16 protein-coding genes and 3 riboswitches are annotated in these 17,886 nt (G+C 37.8%); of the genes, 10 read left to right on the plus strand and 6 right to left on the minus strand.

Annotation, left to right across the window (positions count from 1 at the left end):
* Nucleotides 1-924: 924 nt before the first annotated feature.
* Nucleotides 925-1,554 (plus strand): alpha/beta hydrolase, encoded by a 630-nt coding sequence (locus tag STA7437_RS10065; RefSeq protein WP_015193276.1) that lies wholly within the window; start codon nt 925-927, stop codon nt 1,552-1,554.
* Here STA7437_RS10065 and STA7437_RS10070 read toward each other — a convergent pair.
* On the minus strand, nt 1,551-1,904 hold the full coding sequence (locus STA7437_RS10070) for a hypothetical protein (RefSeq protein WP_015193277.1): 354 nt from the start codon (nt 1,902-1,904) through the stop codon (nt 1,551-1,553). The two genes, STA7437_RS10065 and STA7437_RS10070, sit on opposite strands and share 4 nt — an antisense overlap.
* A gap of 216 nt (nt 1,905-2,120) precedes the next feature.
* A riboswitch (cyclic di-AMP (ydaO/yuaA leader) is annotated at nt 2,121-2,260 on the plus strand.
* Nucleotides 2,261-2,662: 402 nt separating this feature from the next.
* On the opposite strand from STA7437_RS10070, the gene STA7437_RS10075 reads away from it, so the two are divergent.
* The 8 genes from STA7437_RS10075 to STA7437_RS10110 all read left to right on the plus strand — a co-directional run bounded on the left by STA7437_RS10075 (nt 2,663) and on the right by STA7437_RS10110 (nt 11,098).
* A complete protein-coding gene (locus STA7437_RS10075; RefSeq protein ID WP_015193278.1) occupies nt 2,663-3,268 on the plus strand; it encodes an exopolysaccharide biosynthesis protein in 606 nt (201 codons plus the stop codon).
* A 17-nt stretch (nt 3,269-3,285) separates the two neighbouring features.
* Nucleotides 3,286-6,078, plus strand: a complete 2,793-nt coding sequence (locus tag STA7437_RS10080; protein WP_015193279.1) for a cation-translocating P-type ATPase — start codon at nt 3,286-3,288, stop codon at nt 6,076-6,078.
* Between the two features lie 113 nt (nt 6,079-6,191).
* A complete protein-coding gene (locus STA7437_RS10085) occupies nt 6,192-6,638 on the plus strand; it encodes a hypothetical protein (protein WP_051036103.1) in 447 nt (148 codons plus the stop codon).
* A gap of 67 nt (nt 6,639-6,705) precedes the next feature.
* Nucleotides 6,706-6,852: riboswitch (cyclic di-AMP (ydaO/yuaA leader) on the plus strand.
* A gap of 150 nt (nt 6,853-7,002) precedes the next feature.
* Nucleotides 7,003-7,239: a hypothetical protein gene (locus tag STA7437_RS10090; RefSeq protein ID WP_015193281.1), complete on the plus strand. Its 237-nt coding sequence runs from the start codon at nt 7,003-7,005 to the stop codon at nt 7,237-7,239.
* 19 nt (nt 7,240-7,258) lie between these two features.
* A riboswitch (cyclic di-AMP (ydaO/yuaA leader) is annotated at nt 7,259-7,393 on the plus strand.
* A gap of 86 nt (nt 7,394-7,479) precedes the next feature.
* On the plus strand, nt 7,480-8,313 hold the full coding sequence (gene ntrB, locus STA7437_RS10095) for a nitrate ABC transporter permease (protein ID WP_015193282.1): 834 nt from the start codon (nt 7,480-7,482) through the stop codon (nt 8,311-8,313).
* Nucleotides 8,314-8,351: 38 nt separating this feature from the next.
* Entirely contained in the window at nt 8,352-9,752 is a 1,401-nt protein-coding gene (locus tag STA7437_RS10100) for a CmpA/NrtA family ABC transporter substrate-binding protein (protein WP_015193283.1), read from the plus strand.
* 42 nt (nt 9,753-9,794) lie between these two features.
* A complete protein-coding gene (locus STA7437_RS10105; protein ID WP_015193284.1) occupies nt 9,795-10,619 on the plus strand; it encodes an ABC transporter ATP-binding protein in 825 nt (274 codons plus the stop codon).
* Nucleotides 10,620-10,654: 35 nt separating this feature from the next.
* Nucleotides 10,655-11,098 (plus strand): DUF1810 domain-containing protein, encoded by a 444-nt coding sequence (locus STA7437_RS10110; protein WP_015193285.1) that lies wholly within the window; start codon nt 10,655-10,657, stop codon nt 11,096-11,098.
* 151 nt (nt 11,099-11,249) lie between these two features.
* On the opposite strand, the gene STA7437_RS10115 is transcribed toward STA7437_RS10110, so the two are convergent.
* The 4 genes from STA7437_RS10115 to remA all read right to left on the minus strand — a co-directional run bounded on the left by STA7437_RS10115 (nt 11,250) and on the right by remA (nt 13,082).
* Nucleotides 11,250-11,432 carry a hypothetical protein gene (locus STA7437_RS10115; protein WP_150109053.1) on the minus strand — a complete coding sequence of 61 codons (183 nt, stop codon included), beginning with the start codon at nt 11,430-11,432 and terminating at the stop codon, nt 11,250-11,252.
* Nucleotides 11,433-11,560: 128 nt separating this feature from the next.
* A complete protein-coding gene (gene clpP / locus STA7437_RS10120) occupies nt 11,561-12,214 on the minus strand; it encodes an ATP-dependent Clp endopeptidase proteolytic subunit ClpP (RefSeq protein ID WP_171815473.1) in 654 nt (217 codons plus the stop codon).
* A 22-nt stretch (nt 12,215-12,236) separates the two neighbouring features.
* Nucleotides 12,237-12,812, minus strand: coding sequence for a guanylate kinase (gmk, locus tag STA7437_RS10125; RefSeq protein WP_015193287.1), 576 nt, complete (start codon nt 12,810-12,812; stop codon nt 12,237-12,239).
* 3 nt (nt 12,813-12,815) lie between these two features.
* On the minus strand, nt 12,816-13,082 hold the full coding sequence (gene remA / locus STA7437_RS10130; protein ID WP_015193288.1) for an extracellular matrix/biofilm regulator RemA: 267 nt from the start codon (nt 13,080-13,082) through the stop codon (nt 12,816-12,818).
* 237 nt (nt 13,083-13,319) lie between these two features.
* On the opposite strand from remA, the gene STA7437_RS10135 reads away from it, so the two are divergent.
* A complete protein-coding gene (locus tag STA7437_RS10135; protein WP_015193289.1) occupies nt 13,320-15,047 on the plus strand; it encodes an Rqc2 family fibronectin-binding protein in 1,728 nt (575 codons plus the stop codon).
* A 239-nt stretch (nt 15,048-15,286) separates the two neighbouring features.
* On the opposite strand, the gene STA7437_RS10140 is transcribed toward STA7437_RS10135, so the two are convergent.
* On the minus strand, nt 15,287-17,680 hold the full coding sequence (locus tag STA7437_RS10140; protein ID WP_015193290.1) for a phosphoketolase family protein: 2,394 nt from the start codon (nt 17,678-17,680) through the stop codon (nt 15,287-15,289).
* Nucleotides 17,681-17,886: the final 206 nt, after the last annotated feature.

Consider the following 17,886-nt stretch of genomic DNA (forward strand, 5'->3'; position numbering starts at 1 on the left):
CGCTATTATAGGAAGAAAGAGAGAATTAGTTTAACTCCTATCAGGGTCACGCGGTGTACCGAGTGACTAAATCCAAGCAAGGTTAAGCTTGCAAAGACAGAATGACCCATACTTTGATTGTTTTTGAGCAACAATATCTGCTCAAACTATTAGTAAGCTAGAAAAATTAAGCTTTTTCTTCTTTCTCGCTTAAGAAAAATCGGCAGATTGGCTGACACCTCTTGAGTAAATTAACGGAAGATTTTCAATAACCTTATTGGATATTCTGTCAAGAAGAAAGAGGTATTAGCCTAAGAACCAATACCTCCAAGTCCCACGAACTGTGAACTGTCAGTCAATTAGTTTTGACTGCTCAACTGACTTAGTCTCACGATATCTAATTTATCCTGAAAAGGCACAAAATTCATGTTAATCATGAGATAATTAAAATATCTTGAACAAAAAAAGTTGGGATTTGATTGTAATTTATTAATATTAAAGACTTAAAAATCATTTAGCTTGGTTCTACTAGTTGTAGTGATTAAAGGTTTAATCAAGCAATTTTTACTAATTGAAAAGAGCGTTTGGCTTGGTAATCGCTGCTTTATTTTAGGCTTGCTCGCCCTTGGCAATTAAAGCTTCTGGATGGCTAGTTCCTATTAAAATTAAACTAGAGTTAATAGTTTATTTTATTTTTATTTAAACAATAATTCCCCAAAAGCTAAAGATATTCTTAAAAAATAGTTAGTTTATAATTACTCAAGAAAACTCAAAATATTTTTTGGTTCTCATGGAGTGTAAAAAAACACTATTGAACCAAAGATTTAAGTTTGTTGAAAATTTTATTAATTAAAAATAAATATTTCCCTACATCAGTTCGATTGATTGCTAACTTCTAGTTTAATCTTCGAGTCTCGGCGAAGTTGAAATCGTGTCTACTAAAATATGAAAGCCAGTAAAACCTTAGATGCTATTGTTATTGCTCCTGAAAAAGGTGAAAAACCGACTAATTTACTTGTCATGCTTCACGGTTGGGGTGCTAATTTGCAAGATTTAGCTCCCTTAGCTCAAATGTTAAATTTACCAGGGTTTGAATATATTTTTCCTAATGCACCTTTTGCTCATCCTCAAGTACCGGGGGGAAGAGCTTGGTATGCTTTAGAAACCAGTGAATATGATGGTTTATTAGAAAGTCGAGCAATTTTATTTGAGTGGTTACAATCCTTAGAATCTAGTACTGGAATTCCCCCAGAAAAAACGGTTTTAGCTGGTTTTTCTCAAGGAGGAGCTATGACTTTAGATTTAGGACTATCTTTTCCTTTTGCTGCTTTGTGTAGTTTAAGTGGTTATTTACATTATCATCCCCACCAACAAGATGTTTTTTTACCTCCAACTCTGATCGTACATGGTAAACAGGACCCCGTTGTTCCTCTACAAGCTGCACAAACAGCTAGAGATGAATTAGCAGCAATTGGATTAGCGATTGAATATCATGAGTTAGAAATGGGGCATGAAATTTTACCATTAGAATTAGATTTAATTAAACAATTTATTACTGCTCAAATTAAAAATTAGTTTTCGTAAAGAATCGTTTCAAAACACAATTGTCCCACTTCAACTAAAGCATCACTAGCAGTTTGATCGGTTTGTGAGGCTGCTGTTAATTGTTTAAATTCTTCTAGAGTATATTTCTGTTGAAACTTTTTGAGTGTACAGTCACATAAAGTTTTTGCTTCTGGTTCAAGTAATCCTTCTTGCATAGAAGTTTTAACGCAATTTTGTAAATATTCACTGATGTATTCTGGTGGATAAGTATTAGTTTGGAGTTGGGATTGATTGTCTTGAGCTACTGCTAGTAAACTATTAATATTAGCTAAAGAAAAAAAACCTAAAAAACTGACTATTAAACTTACCTTGCCTTTCATTGTTTACATCTCTAGATTAACCTTAAATAGATTAGCATTAAGTTACAAATTTGTGAGTTAATTAAGTTCTTAACTTATAATCATAATTAAAAAATTTCGAGCAGATTTTTTTTACTGCCTGCTTAAAATTTAAAGTATAAATTCCTAGTTTGGGTTGAACAAGTTCCTATGCTATTGCCAAACAAAATCATGTTATAATCTCTATTTAAATTTATTTAAGTAAGTCAGCTTAATTTCCTAACTTCAAGGAAAACGGAGGAACCGATTTAGGGGCATATCTCTATAGTTTAGTTAGAGAAGAACATCTCTCAGTTCTAGCCCGTCAGCTAACTTCGTCGGCATTGAGAGGAGACTGAAGGGAAAGCATTTTTTAAGTAATGTCTCAACCTATTTCAGTGCATCCTAATTATTTGACTTGACTCTAAGTTAAATTTCATTTTTTGTACCGATTTTGAGGCATTGCTGATGAAATTACAGGAAATTTAGTTATTAAACTTAAACAATCTCTGAGCAAAATTTATGTTTTGTGGCATTTTGTTGTATGTAAATCTAGAAAAACTGTGAGGTTTTTTATTTTTGGCAAACTGTCGATTGTTTAAATAAGACTTTGTATCATTAAATCATTTCAAAATATAAGAATTCTCACTTTTAAGGCGTTTTGGTCAAGAGTATTTTTATAACTATAGATTGAATGCGGTTCAATCAAGTTGTTTGAATATTTAATACCTAGCTAAAATTGCCTTATAAAAAAAACAACAATGAATCTCAGATTTTCTCAAGATATTGAATCTCTTCTTCAAAGATTGTCTGATCAGCCTCTAACTCTTAGGCAAATTTTGGCAGAAACTTCAGAACGAGGATTTAGTCTAAGTTTAGGTTTGCTGGCGTTGCCTTTTCTTTTTCCTATGCCTCCAGGATTATCTACTATTTTGGGGTTGGGTTGCTTAATTTTGGCAGTCCAAATGGCAATGGGAAGAAAATCACCCTGGCTACCTAAAAAAATAGCTCGATTTGAATTTCCTCGTAAATTCAGTCTAAAACTACTGCACAATGCCAAACGAGTAAATAAATTTTTAGGAAAAGTTGTTCGTCATCGCTGGTTGTCAATTGCAGAAAGTTCTTCTGTCTGGCGAATTAATGGCTTTTGTATTGCCTGGCTAACAATTTTGCTCATGTTGCCAATTCCTTTTACTAACCCTATTCCTGCAAGTGCAATTTTACTTTTAGCAGTGGCTACTTTAGAAGCCGATGGTTTGTTGATTTTCTTTGGCTATGGATTAACCGTATTGAATACTTTATTTTTTGGTTTTATTGGTTATGCCCTTTGGCAAGCACCTCACTTGTTACCCAATTTATTTAGATAAACAACTAATTACCAACTATGAATGTTCCTAAAACTTCCTTCGTTGCTTCTGGTTCAATTCCTGAGATTAGTAAAGATTGGCATACTTTGAACGTTGAAGAATCCTTAGCAATTCTTACCAGTGATTTTAATCAAGGATTAACAGCGAAGCAAATTGAGCAAAGAAAGCAAGCTTTTGGTACAAATGAACTAAAAGAATCTGGCGGTCGCAGTGCTTTAGTAATTTTATGGGAACAGTTTACCAACATCATGTTAGTGATGCTGATTGCCGTGGCAATAGTATCAGCAGTTTTAGATTTTCGTCAAGGCACATTTCCTAAAGACGCAGTAGCAATTTTTGCAATTGTGATTGTCAACGGAATTTTAGGTTATTTACAGGAAAGTCGGGCAGAAAAAGCTTTAGCAGCCCTAAAACGTCTTTCTGCTCCCCAAGTGAGAGTGATTAGGCAAGGAAAAACTACTGAAATTCCTGCCAAGGATTTAGTACCAGGGGATATCATGCTGTTAGAAGCAGGAGTACAAATCGCTGCCGATGGACGTTTGCTAGAAGCCCAAAACCTACAAGTGCGAGAATCGACTTTAACAGGAGAAGCAGAAGCAGTCCTTAAACAAGCTGATGTTATTTTACCTCATGATAGTTCTTTAGGCGATCGCATTAATCTAGTTTTTCAGGGAACGGAAGTAGTTTTAGGCAGAGCTAAAGTAATTGTTACCAAAACAGGGATGGACACGGAAATCGGTCATATCGCTGCTATGATACAGAGTGTAGAAACCGAACCGACTCCTCTACAACAAAGAATGACTCAACTGGGAAATGTCTTGGTAAGTAGTTCTTTGGGTTTGGTTGCTATAGTGGTGATTGGTGGTGTATTACGAACAGGATGGCAGTTTTTTGAACAATTGTTGGAAGTGTCGTTAAGTATGGCAGTTGCCGTTGTTCCAGAAGGATTACCTGCGGTAGTGACAGTTACCTTAGCCATTGGTACTCAAAAAATGGTGCGTCGCCATGCTTTAATCCGTAAACTACCAGCAGTAGAAACTTTGGGTTCGGTAACTACGATTTGTTCCGATAAAACTGGAACTTTGACTCAAAATAAAATGGTAGTGCAGAAAGTTGAGACAGGTTCTTATCACTTTAACGTAACAGGAGAAGGTTATAACCCTGTAGGAGAATTTTTAAGTAAGCAGCATCAGCAACTGCAAACCGAACCAGAAGTTCAACAACTAATGCTTGCTTGTGTAGCGTGTAACGATGCTCTACTACAACAGAAAAAAACCCCCAAACAAACAGAATGGCATATTTTAGGAGATCCAACTGAAGGCGCGTTACTCGCTTTAGCTGGAAAAGCAGGAATTTTTAAAGAAAATCTAGACAGTAAAATGCCTCGGATGGGAGAGTTTCCTTTTTCTTCTGAAAGAAAACGGATGTCTGTGATTGTTGATAACGGAGACGGAACAAGCTCTTACTCCATGTTCACCAAAGGTTCACCAGAATTAATTTTAGAATGTTGCGATCGCATTTTGCTTAAAGACCAGTTAGTTCCAATTACTGCTGAACAAAGACAGCACATTCTAACTGAAAATGACGGCATGGCAAGTAATGGTTTAAGGGTACTGGGTTTTGCTTACAAACCTCTAAGCAGTGTTCCCGACGCAGAAGATCAAGAAAATACTGAACGGGAATTAGTTTGGTTAGGTTTAATTGGAATGCTTGATGCACCTCGTCCCGAAGTTAAAGAAGCTGTCAAACGTTGTCGAAGTGCAGGAATTCGTCCTGTGATGATTACAGGAGATCATCAATTAACTGCTATGGCGATCGCATCGGAACTAGGTATTGCTAGTCCCTACGAGCAGGTATTGACAGGACAAAGATTACAGGCAATGTCTGACTTGGAATTAGAAGAAGCGGTCGATCAAGTAAGTGTGTATGCTCGTGTTTCTCCAGAACATAAACTTCGGATTGTTAAAGCACTTCAAAAACGAGGTAAGTTTGTCGCCATGACAGGGGATGGAGTCAATGATGCACCAGCCCTGAAACAAGCTGATATCGGTATTGCCATGGGTATTACAGGAACAGATGTCAGCAAAGAAGCCAGCGATATGATTTTGTTGGATGATAATTTTGCTACGATTGTGGCTGCGACGGAAGAAGGCAGAGTAGTTTACGATAATATTCGTCGTTTTATTAAATATATTTTGGGCAGTAATATTGGTGAAGTTTTAACGATTGCTGCTGCACCTTTGATTGGTTTAGGTGGTGTGCCACTCTCTCCTTTACAAATTCTCTGGATGAACCTAGTTACTGATGGTTTACCTGCGCTGGCATTAGCAGTAGAACCCGCCGAACCCAACGTGATGAAACGCCCACCCTATAGTCCCAGAGAAAGTATTTTTGCTCGTGGTTTAGGACTTTATATGGTCAGAATTGGGATTATTTTTGCCATTCTTGCGATCGCACTGATGGTTTGGGCTTATAATCACGCTCAAGCTGATGGTAATCCAGAACGCTGGAAAACTATGGTTTTTACAACTTTATGTTTAGCACAAATGGGTCACGCCCTGGCAATTCGTTCTGATACCCAATTGACTATTCAAATCAATCCTTTTTCTAATCCCTATGTTTTAGGAGCAGTTACTTTAACTACCATCTTACAACTACTTCTAATCTACGTTGAACCGTTACGTAATTTCTTTAATACTCATTGGTTGAGTCCTACAGAATTAGGAATTTGTGTCGGTTTTAGTCTGTTGATGTTTGTTTGGATTGAATTTGAAAAGATTGTTTTACGTTTGTTGAAAAAGCGAGGCTAAATCAATTGAATCTAAGTTTTTATTTCTGCCCTCTGCCTTTTGACAATAATTTATGTTCACAAATCAAATAGGATTGCTATATGAAAATAGTGCTTTGTCTATTGATTTCAGTAATGCTTATCTTAGGATATGGACTTCAGCCAGTGGAGGCTAAACCAGTCCAAACCGATGCAGTACTAGTCTGTTATTCTGGAGGTCAAGAAATTGTCCGCAAAACTGTTGTGGAAGGTCCTTTTGCCGATGAATACAAATTTGCTCATGAAGTTAAAGTTATTGATGAGCAAGGAGAACATCAATTAAATTTTGCTGGTGGACTATGTATGATTGATCGTGGTGCAGTTGCGCTAAAAAGCCAGCCCAAACTAAGCGATCGCCTTAGCTGTTATTCTGGAGGTAAAAAGGTGATTGATTTTGAAGTTTATGGTCGAGAAACAACTGTTGATGAATATCTAGAAGGAAGAACTTTTGTAGCCAAAGCTCGTGGCAAAGCCTTTAATTATGATTCTCTTCATCAATATTTAGTTTTTGGTGGGGGCGCGTGTTTGGGAGAAGAAACCTAGAAAAAAAAATAAGTAGCAAATTTGACTACCCGTTTTGAAAAAATGTGTTAAACTTCTGTTTAAATCTAGAGTAAGTTAGCCTAATCCTTGCTTAATAAAATAAGCAAGAGCGGGGGAACCAAATTCGGGGCGTATCTCTATCGATGTAAATAGAGAAGGACATCTCTCAGTCCTAGCCCGTCAGCTAACCTCGTCGGCTTTGAGAGGAGACTGAACAGATAGCACTATAATTGCTGTTTTCAGTATCCTTGGCTGCTAAATACTCTCTACATTAAGCTGTCTCGGGGTTCTGAAAATTATCTCAATTGGGATAATTCTAAATGATACCTAGGATAGCCTAGCTAGTCATTAGGAGAATCAGTATATGTTTAACATTGGCGATCGCGTTCGACATAAAGCAACTGGCGAAGTAGGTACAGTCATCGGTTATGGACATCAGTTTGTTAATGATTTTTACTTGACCACCATCATAGTTAGATTATTGAATTCTACAGTAACCGAATCAGTAGTAGAAGATTTATATACTGAATGGCTTGGTTGGCAGAATGATACTCCACCAAAAGCCGAGCGAAATCTATCTAATTGCTTATATGCAGCCTAAAAAGTTGCAAATATAATACGTTGATAACAAGCCTAATTCTGAAACAGAAACGGGGGAACCAAATTGGGGGCTAATCTCTATAGTTATCAGTAGAGAAGGACATCTCTCAGTCCTAGCCCGTCAGCTAACCTCGTCGGCTTTGGGAGGAAACTGAAGGAAAATCTTTTAACAAATTATCCTCATCAGTATTCCTTAATTGTACTGGTTGAATCTATATTTTAACTAATGGGGGTAATATAAATGAATTTATCAACCCTTGCTGTAGCGGGGCAAGTGGCTTGGGGACGTATCAAGCCAGTAGTTGTTCGAGACACTGTTTTACTACCAGCAGCAGGATTTTTAGGATTAATTGCTGTTTGGTGGGTGATCGCTTTATTTCGACCTGAATTAATGCCCACACCTCCACAAGCATTGATGGAGAATTTAGATTATATTTTTCATCCATTTTATCGTAGAGGACCAGGAGATCTTGGTCTTGGTTGGTTATTACTAGCTAGTTTACGACGCGTTATTATCGGTTTTTTAATTGGGGCTGCGGTAGCTATTCCTGTAGGATTTTTAATTGGGATGTCGAGAAGCGCAATGTTAGCGATCAATCCCCTAATTCAAGTTCTCAAACCCGTATCACCGTTGGCGTGGTTACCGATTGCCCTAGCTATTTTTAATATTGCCGATCCTTCTGCTATTTTTGTTATTTTTATTACTTCCTTATGGTCAACTATTATTAATACTGCTCTAGGAGTATCTAGCGTCCCAAAAGAATATCAAGACGTAGGACAAATGCTAGAGATGCCAGCCTGGAAAAAAATTGTCAAAATTATTCTGCCTGCTAGCCTACCTTATATTTTTACGGGCTTACGGATTAGTTTGGGGATTGCTTGGTTAGTAATCGTGGCAGTAGAAATGCTCACAGGTGGAATTGGCATTGGCTTTTTTGTCTGGGATGAATGGAGTCGTCTCAATCTTAGTTCGGTGTTTTTGGCTGTATTTGTAATTGGTATAACTGGCTTGATCCTTGACTACCTTTTGGGATTAATCCAAATCTGGGTAACCCATCGTCCTGCTAGTTCTTAGTTACTAGAATCAGTCAAGAGATAATTTGGAGTATTGAGATGAATCAAAAACTAAAACGTAGAGCCTTTTTACAAGGCTTATCCGCAACTGCGTCGATGATGGCAATTTCTGGTTGTGCTATTAGTGGCAGTAAAGCTCCCAAAGTTTTAACCGAGGAAGCTTTAGCAGTTGAACCAATCGTCAAACCTGAAAGTTTAGAAAAACCCAATCTAACTATTGGTTATGTTCCTGTTAACGACTGCGCTCCCTTTGCTATAGCTTGGGAGAAAGGTTTTTTTCGCAAGTATGGCTTGAATGTAACTTTAAGTCGCGAATCAAGTTGGGCAAATTCTCGTGATGGCGTAATTTTTGGTCGCCTCGATGCTTCTCCTGTAGTTTCTGGGGCAGTGATGAATGCTAGAGCGGGTGCTGAAGGCGCGCGTCATGCTCCTTTATGTGCTGCCATGACTATTCACCGTCACGGTAACGCCATGACTATGAGTAAAGAGTTATGGGATGCAGGTATTCGTCCCTGGCAAGATTATCAAGGAGATTTGGAGCAATTTGGCAGCGATTTTGCTGGTTATTTTCAAAAAGCTCCCGAACAAAAGCGAGTTTGGGCTGTAGTACTGAGTTCTGCTATTTATGAATACTTTGCCCGTTATCTAGTAGCAGCTACTGGATTAAATCCTGACGAAATGTTTCGCATTATTATTACTCCTCCACCCCAGATGGTTACGAATATGCGGATCGGAGCGATGCAAGCTTATATGGTGGCAGAACCTTGGAATACTCGTGCTATTTCAGGCAATGAGGGTATTGGGTTTACTTTTGCTCAAGGAAGAGAACTTTGGCGAGGACATCCCGATCGCCTTTTGGCAGTGATGGAATCTTTTATTAACGAGAATCCTAAAACTTATCGTTCTTTAGTCAAGGCGATGATCGAAGCTTGCCAATATTGCAGTAAACCAGAAAATCTCGAAGAAGTAGCCCAAATTATCTCCGAGCGTTCTTTTACTGGGGCAAAACCTGAATTAACTAGAGCGGGAATTGTTGGTGATTATAACTATGGTGGTTTTGATGATCAGAAGCGGATTGTTAAAAGTCTAGACACCACTCTCTTCTTCGATCTTCCTGCTGAAGTTTCGAGTATTCCTAACGATCATTCCACCTTTTTATGGCAGTCACACAATCTTTGGTTGATGACTCAATCGACACGTTGGCAACAAATTCGTCAATTTCCCAAGAATGCTGATCAAATTGCGCGGATAGCTTGGCGAACGGATTTATATCGAGAGATTGCTGGAGAAATGGGCATAAAATGCCCGACAGAAGATTATAAAGTTGAGCCAGCCGAAACATTTATCGACAATAAAGCTTTCGATCCTAGCGATCCAGTTGGTTATCTCAATAGTTTTAAGATTAGGGCGAATGCACCTGGTTTATTTTTTATGTCGTAAATTTTTTGTTGAAAAATATTTTAATTTTTAAAGGAGTTAACTATGTTTTATTCCAGCACTTTTACTAGTAATACCTCTACTAATTACAATTCAGAAGAATTTTTAGTGATTGAAAATCTAGTTAAATCTTTTCCTCAACCTGATGGTAGTCGGACGGTAATTCTTGATGGAATTAATTTAACGATTGGTGCAGAAGAATATATTTCCGTAATTGGTCACTCTGGTTGCGGTAAATCGACTTTATTGAGAATAATTGCTGGTTTAGATAAACCAACCTCTGGAATGGTAACTCTAGAAGGAAAAGAAATTCGTAAGCCTGGTGCAGAAAGGATGATGGTTTTTCAAAGCTATGCCCTACTACCTTGGCTAACTGTACGAGAAAATATTCGTTTGGCAGTAGATGAAGTCTTAAAAAAAGCTACGCGTGCCGAAAAAGTCAGTTTAGTTAACGAGCATATTGCAATGGTTAATTTAACTGCTGCTGCCGATAAATATCCTGATGAACTTTCTGGGGGGATGAAACAAAGGGTAGGAATTGCCCGTGCTTTGATTACTCGCCCGAAAATGTTACTGATGGATGAACCATTTGGAGCATTAGACGCTTTAACTAAAAGGAAACTGCAAGCACAAGTACTAGAAATTTGGGAAAATCATCGACAAGCAGTCATGATGATCACCCACGATGTAGACGAAGCAATTTATATGTCCGATCGCATTATTTTAATGACTAATGGTCCGGAAGCAAAAATTGGAGAAATTATTACTGTACCTTTTGACCATCCCCGCGATCGCGCCTCGCTACAAAATTCTCAAGAATATTATGAGATTAGAAAAAAAGCTTTAGATTTTCTGGAACACTATAGTTAATTGTGGGCAATTAATGGTAAAAACAAGTGACCAAAATGAGCGAACAAGATCCTTTTGACTTAAATCGTTTCATCAACACACAAAACCAAGTTTTCGACCGCGTTTTGGCAGAGTTAAAAAATGGTCGCAAGCGATCGCATTGGATGTGGTACACATTTCCTCAGCTTGACGGATTAGCTCAAAGTACAACTTCAAAATATTACGCCATAAAAAGCCCCGAAGAAGCGATCGCCTATCTTAATCATCCAGTTTTAGGAGCGAGAATTTTGGAATGTGCAAATACGATTGTTGCCATTGAAGGAAAAACAGTTTCAGAAATCTTTGGTTATCCTGATGATCTCAAACTTAAATCGTCTATGACATTATTTTCTGAAGTTTCCGCAGAGCCTATATTTATTCGTGTCCTTGATCGGTATTTTCATGGCGATCGAGATGATAGAACACTTCAACTATTAAAAAAGCTCAAAAATACAAAATAATTTGCTCTTATTTTTTTACTGAGTGATCGATTGAAGCGTAAATCATGGGATAGTGTTGTTGCCAGCGATCGCAACTAGCGCACTCAACAATAACGCCATTAATTCAATTACAGTTAAAGTCCCAAAACGCATCTGTCGTTTTAATAAAGACTTATGTTGCAGAGGCCAGACACAGACTAAAAGCTCCGAAAGCTAAAGCTACAATCATTCCTGTAAGTCGGTCTTCATGATAGAACCAAGCAACGATGGGAGCGAGTAAAATTGTGGCACTAATTAAGAAGGTATTGATTTTTAGCGATCGCTCAATTGGCTCAAATTCTTCAGTCTCGATCAAATTTAGATGCTTTATTTGGTTCTTATGATGATGATAAGAAGGAAGCACAAAGAATTTAAACTTGAGCAAAAAAATCGATCTTGCTGTTTGAAACAAGACCGACAATTAATTAAAAATCTTTATTCAATCTAATTAGCAGGAGGATTAGAAGCCGAAGGACGACGATTAATAACTTGGTCGATTAAACCATATTCTTTTGATTCTTCAGCAGACATAAAGAAGTCTCTTTCGGTATCTTCTTCAATTTTTGACAGAGGCTGTCCTGTATGATCGGCAAGATGTTGATTTAATTTTTGTTTGAGATAGAGAATTTCTTTTGCCTGAATTTCAATATCTGTAGCCTGTCCTTGTGCGCCACCTAAAGGTTGGTGAATCATGATTCTCGAATTGGGTAAACTCATGCGCTTACCTTTGGCACCTGCACTTAGTAAAAATGCACCCATTGAAGCAGCTAACCCAATACAAATTGTACAGACATCAGGACGAATTTGATTCATGGTATCAAACATTCCCATGCCAGCAGAAACCGAACCACCAGGAGAATTAATATAAAGATAAATGTCTTTTTCTGGGTCTTCGGCTTCTAAAAAGAGTAACTGCGCAACTATTAAGTTGGCGATATCGTCATCAACTTGCTGTCCGAGAAAGACAATTCTTTCACGCAACAGACGAGAATAAATATCAAAAGCGCGTTCGCCACGACCAGAACTTTCAATAACTGTAGGAATCATGAAGTTTTTTTTATTGCGGTTTGTTTTGATTGTAACTAAATCAGTTCCCAGTAGAGACGTTGCTTCGCACCCTTCAGGAACATGAAACGTCTGTACACTCTTCAAAAATTAGCTGTTCAACTTTTTGAATTGTAGCCTTAAGATCGTCATTGACTAGACAATGCTTAAACTCATTTTGGGCTGCTATTTCTTCTTTTGCTCTACTTAAACGACGAATAATAGCTTCTTCTGAATCTGTTCCGCGTTTTCTAATTCTTTGTTCCAATTCTTGCAAAGAAGGAGGCAAAATAAAAATACGTTGGGCAGCAGGAAAAATTTTTGCGATCGCTCTAGCTCCTAGCAATTCAATTTCTAACAGAACCAATTTACCAAGCTGGATTTGCTCTTCTACTTTTACTTTAGGAGTACCGTAATAATTACCTGCATACTCCGCCCATTCTAGTAGTTCTCCTCGATGTATCATCGCCTCAAATTGAGACTGATTAACAAAGTAATAATCTTTGCCATCGATTTCCCCAAGGCGGGGTTTTCTGGTTGTAGTTGAAATTGAGAGATAAATCTCAGGGTGTCGTTGGAGGAGCGATCGCACAATTGTTCCTTTGCCGACACCACTAGGACCTGTAATGACAATGAGTTTTCCTGCTACCATTTTTTAATTGCTATTAGCTTGGGTGTCCTTACTACCCACAAAGCGGTGTGCTACAGTTTCTGGCTGAATTGCTGATAATACCACATGAGAAGAATCAGTGATAATTACTGCCCGAGTTCGACGACCATAAGTAGCATCTACTAATTGTCCTCGTTCTCTCGCTTCAGTAATAATCCGCTTAATTGGTGCAGACTCAGGACTGACAATAGCAATAATTCGATTAGCCGAGACTATATTTCCGAAACCAATATTGATTAATTGTATATCCATAATTTTGAACTGCCATTAACTGTAATGAAGGCAATTGAGAAAATATAATCATAATGTTATAGATAAAAATCCAGCTTTACAAGCTTAAAAGTCATATAAACAATGATATTTAACTAATTTTTAGCTTTTTTTCAGTTTTTCTTACTACCGCCTTAAGTACAATCTTTTACCAACGCCAGCAAACTCAATGCTTGAACCTGTTAAATTGCTAATGATTGATTTTTTTGATTGATTATTATGCAACCTGTAGACTATACCACCTTAATAGCTGTTAGCAGCGATCTTAAAAGTAATTGGTTACCAGCGAGGATCGAACAAGTTTATCAACGCGATCGCTATACAATTAATCTTGCTCTCCGTAATCTTAAAACTAGAAAATGGTTGACTATTGGTTGGCATCCTCAAGCAGCAAGAATTTGTCTTGGTTCTCCTCCTCCTCGTGTTCCTGATACCTTTACCTTTAGCGATCAATTACGACATCAACTCAATGGTTTGGCTTTGATTGAAATTGTTAATCTTGCACCTTGGGAAAGAGTCTTAGATTTGCAATTTGCTCAACGTCCTGGAGAAGAACCTTTATGGCATTTATATGTCGAGATTATGGGTAAATATAGTAACGTCATTCTAGTTGATGCTAGTGGACAAATTGTAACGGCTGCTCATCAAGTTAATGCTAACCAATCTAGTCTGCGTCAAATTCAAACGGGACAACCTTATCAAATACCACCACCTTTAACGGGAACGATACCTAAATTGCAAGAATCGAAGTCAAGTTGGCAAGCTAGAGTAAGTTTAATTCCTGGTAAACTCCAACGACAGTTACTTAATTCTTATCGAGGTTTAAGTCCTAAAGTTGCTTCCGAAATAATTGCAGCAGCGGAATTGTCTCCAGAACAAACAACGGAAAGTTTACACTCTTCTGATTGGCAACAGTTATTTAGATATTGGCAAAAGTGGTTACAAACTTTAGCTACTTCTGCTTTTAAACCTGCTTGGTTTCAAGATGGTTACACTGTTCTTGGTTGGCAAGATTTAGCAACTGCCGATAATATTCATCATATTTTAGACAAATATTATACTCAGGAGTTAGAAAAACAAGAATTTCAGCAGATTAAACACCAATTAAGCCAGAAAATCACTAATCTTCTCAAAAAACTTCAACAAAAAGCAGATATATTTCGTCAACGTCTCGAACAATCGGATCGTTCTGAAGAATATCGTTCCCAAGCTGATTTATTGATGGCGCATCTTCAGCAATGGCAACCTGGAATGAAGTCGATTACTTTGGCAGATTTTGCTACAGGTGAACCAGTTAAAATTCCTCTTAATCCAGAAAAAAATGCCGTTCAAAATGCTCAATCTCTCTATAAAAACCATCAGAAACTCAAACGAGCAAAAACTACTGTTCAACCCTTGTTAGAAGCTGTGGAGTCAGAAATTAACTATTTACAACAAGTTCAAACTGCTCTGAATCAAATAGAAAATTATCAAAACTCTGCCGATCTTCAAACCCTAACTGAAATACGTGAAGAACTTATTCAACAAGAGTATTTACAAACAGAACGACAACCAAACCGTTCAGTCGATCAAGATTCCCAACCCTATCGTTATACAACACCTTCGGGTTTTGAATTATGGGTAGGTAGAAATAATCGTCAAAACGAACAATTGACGTTCCGTATAGCTGGAGATTATGATCTGTGGTTTCACACTCAAGAAATTCCTGGTAGTCATGTTTTACTGCGACTTCAACCAGGTGCAGTACCCGATCAAGCTGATTTACAATTTTCTGCTGATTTAGCTGCTTATCATAGTCAAGCAAGAGAAAGCGAACAAGTTCCAGTCGTTTATACTGAACCCAAAAACGTCTACAAACCAAAAGGAGCGAAACCTGGAATGGCAATCTACAAGCGGGAAACAGTGATTTGGGGTCGTCCGCAACAAAGTAAAAAACTTTTAGTATAACAAATTTGACAGAGTTACCTTTAATTTTTATTTACAATTTATCGTATCTACTGTTACAATTCTTATTAGGAAATTTCAATAGTTGCCAATCGAAAGGAACGCGCAGCTAGGATTTCTCCAGGATTATACGACAACAACAACAATTTAAAAGCCAGCGACGCGATCGCTGGTATTTTTTTGATTGCTTTATTAGTAATTAGTAATTACTAACTGATAAACGCTATAAATTAATTTAATCTTTAATAAGGCCAAATCCAGTCGCGAATTTCTGGCAGATCTTCTCCGTATTTAGTGACGTAATGCTTATGTTCAATTAATTTGTCGCGAATTTCTTGCTTAACATAGGCAGCAGTATAACCCAAATGAGAAACGCGATCAATCACATCTGCAACCAAGTGGAAACGATCTAAATCGTTAAGTACCACCATATCAAAGGGAGTTGTAGTAGTTCCCTCTTCTTTGTATCCTCGAACATGAAGATTTTTGTGATTGGTACGGCGATATGTTAAACGATGAATTAACCAAGGATAACCATGATAGGCAAAAATAATCGGTTTGTCGGTAGTAAAGATCGAGTCAAAATCTTTGTCTGATAAACCGTGAGGATGTTCAGTTTCAGGTTGTAGAGTCATCAAGTCAACCACATTGATTACCCTAACTTTTAATTGAGGGAAATACTGACGCAATAAATCTACCGCAGCTAGAGTTTCTAAAGTTGGCACATCTCCTGCACAAGCCATCACAACATCAGGTTCACTACCTTTATCGTTACTTGCCCATTCCCAAATACCTATACCAGCAGTACAGTGTTTAATGGCTGCATCCAGATCCAAATATTGTAATTCTGGTTGTTTTCCTGCCACAATCACATTGACGTAGTTACGACTCCGCAAACAATGATCGGTAACAGATAATAAAGTATTGGCATCAGGGGGAAGATAGACGCGGATAATTTCTGATTTTTTATTAACTACGTGGTCGATAAAACCTGGATCTTGATGAGAAAAACCGTTATGATCTTGTCGCCAGACGTGAGAGGTTAGCAGATAATTTAAAGAGGCAATTGGTCTACGCCAGGGAATTTCTTGACTGGTAGTTTTTAACCATTTGGCGTGTTGGTTAAACATTGAATCAATAATATGAATGAATGCTTCGTAACAAGAAAAGAAGCCGTGACGACCAGTTAATAAGTAGCCTTCCAACCATCCCTGACAAGTATGTTCACTCAAAATTTCCATCACTCTTCCTTGAGAAGAAAGATGAATATCTTCAGGAATTATTTCTGCTGTCCAAACTCTTTCGGTGACTTCAAAGACTGAACTAAGGCGATTGGAAGCGGTTTCATCAGGTCCCATCAAACGAAAGTTTCGAGGATTAAGTTTGATGACATCTCGCAGAAAATTACCCATCTGACGAACTGATTCCGCCGTAATTTTACCTGGTTGATTGACTTCAACTGCATAATTCCTAAAATCTGGCATTTTTAAGGCTTTTAACAAAATACCGCCATTAGCATGGGGATTATCTCCCATTCTTCTAGTACCTTTGGGGGCAAGTTCAGCAAGTTCAGGGAGAAAAGTTCCGTTTTCGTCAAAGAGTTCTTCTGGTTTGTAACTCTTCATCCAATCTTCTAACAGTTTGATGTGGTCTGGATTACCTGCTAAATCGGCAAAAGGCACTTGATGCGATCGCCATGAACCTTCGGTTTTTTTGCCATCTACTTCTTTTGGTCCTGTCCAACCTTTGGGACTACGTAAAACAATCATCGGCCATTGTCGACGTTTGGTAAAACCATTTTGACGGGCATCGGTTTGAATTTCTTTAATTTCGGCAATAACTGTGTCTAGTGTCTTTGCCATCAAGTTGTGCATATCGGCAGGATCTGAACCTTCGACAAAATAAGGTTTGTAACCATAGCCAATCAAGAGGCTTTCTAATTCTTCATGACTAAGACGGGCTAAAACAGTAGGATTGGCAATTTTATAACCATTAAGGTGCAAAATCGGTAAAACAGCCCCATCAATAACGGGATTAAGAAATTTATTGGAATGCCAACTAGCAGCTAATGCCCCAGTTTCAGCCTCACCATCTCCAACAACAGTTGCGACGATTAAATCAGGGTTATCAAAAGCAGCCCCATAAGCGTGAGAAAGGGCATAACCTAATTCTCCTCCTTCATGAATCGATCCAGGTGTTTCAGGGGCAACATGACTAGGAATACCACCAGGAAAGGAAAACTGTTTGAAGAGTTTTTTCATTCCTGCTTCATCTTGAGCAATGTTGGGGTAGTATTCGCTGTAAGTTCCTTCTAAATAAGTATTGGCTACCAAACCTGGCCCACCATGACCGGGACCTGCAATATAGATTACATTCAAATCTTGGGCTTTAATTACGCGATTGAGATGAATGTAAATAAAGTTTAACCCTGGTGTTGTTCCCCAATGTCCTAATAATCTTGGTTTAATATGTTCTAGTTTTAAGGGTTCTTTGAGTAAAGGATTATCGTAAAGATAAATTTGTCCTACGGAAAGATAGTTAGCTGCGCGCCAATAAGCATTAATTTTTTGAATTTCTTCGGGATTTAAATAATCTTTTGCCGAAGCAAAAGTTGGTTTAGTTGGTGTGAATGTCATGATTAATTACTCCTACAATTAATTTTGTTGATTTTGTAGTTTCAAGCTGAATCTCGCCATAAATATTTTCTTAGGGGAAGTTTGAAAATTTTAGGTTGTAGAGTTTTCCTCAATTTTGGTCATAAAATTAGTTTGGATTTGATTAAATGGTCAATTCAACCTAAAAAAAGCTGTCTTACTATGACGTGATGTTAATTAAATCTGCT

It is taken from the genome of Stanieria cyanosphaera PCC 7437, from assembly GCF_000317575.1.
Classification (GTDB): domain Bacteria; phylum Cyanobacteriota; class Cyanobacteriia; order Cyanobacteriales; family Xenococcaceae; genus Stanieria; species Stanieria cyanosphaera.

What these genes read in the sequence shown, in the direction of transcription:
- STA7437_RS10065 (WP_015193276.1), top strand. Translation starts at nt 925, where the DNA reads ATGAAAGCCAGTAAAACCTTAGATGCTATTGTTATTGCTCCTGAAAAA.
- STA7437_RS10070 (WP_015193277.1), bottom strand. Translation starts at nt 1,904, where the DNA reads ATGAAAGGCAAGGTAAGTTTAATAGTCAGTTTTTTAGGTTTTTTTTCT.
- STA7437_RS10075 (WP_015193278.1), top strand. Translation starts at nt 2,663, where the DNA reads ATGAATCTCAGATTTTCTCAAGATATTGAATCTCTTCTTCAAAGATTG.
- STA7437_RS10080 (WP_015193279.1), top strand. Translation starts at nt 3,286, where the DNA reads ATGAATGTTCCTAAAACTTCCTTCGTTGCTTCTGGTTCAATTCCTGAG.
- STA7437_RS10085 (WP_051036103.1), top strand. Translation starts at nt 6,192, where the DNA reads ATGCTTATCTTAGGATATGGACTTCAGCCAGTGGAGGCTAAACCAGTC.
- STA7437_RS10090 (WP_015193281.1), top strand. Translation starts at nt 7,003, where the DNA reads ATGTTTAACATTGGCGATCGCGTTCGACATAAAGCAACTGGCGAAGTA.
- ntrB (WP_015193282.1), top strand. Translation starts at nt 7,480, where the DNA reads ATGAATTTATCAACCCTTGCTGTAGCGGGGCAAGTGGCTTGGGGACGT.
- STA7437_RS10100 (WP_015193283.1), top strand. Translation starts at nt 8,352, where the DNA reads ATGAATCAAAAACTAAAACGTAGAGCCTTTTTACAAGGCTTATCCGCA.
- STA7437_RS10105 (WP_015193284.1), top strand. Translation starts at nt 9,795, where the DNA reads ATGTTTTATTCCAGCACTTTTACTAGTAATACCTCTACTAATTACAAT.
- STA7437_RS10110 (WP_015193285.1), top strand. Translation starts at nt 10,655, where the DNA reads ATGAGCGAACAAGATCCTTTTGACTTAAATCGTTTCATCAACACACAA.
- gmk (WP_015193287.1), bottom strand. Translation starts at nt 12,812, where the DNA reads ATGGTAGCAGGAAAACTCATTGTCATTACAGGTCCTAGTGGTGTCGGC.
- remA (WP_015193288.1), bottom strand. Translation starts at nt 13,082, where the DNA reads ATGGATATACAATTAATCAATATTGGTTTCGGAAATATAGTCTCGGCT.
- STA7437_RS10135 (WP_015193289.1), top strand. Translation starts at nt 13,320, where the DNA reads ATGCAACCTGTAGACTATACCACCTTAATAGCTGTTAGCAGCGATCTT.
- STA7437_RS10140 (WP_015193290.1), bottom strand. Translation starts at nt 17,680, where the DNA reads ATGACATTCACACCAACTAAACCAACTTTTGCTTCGGCAAAAGATTAT.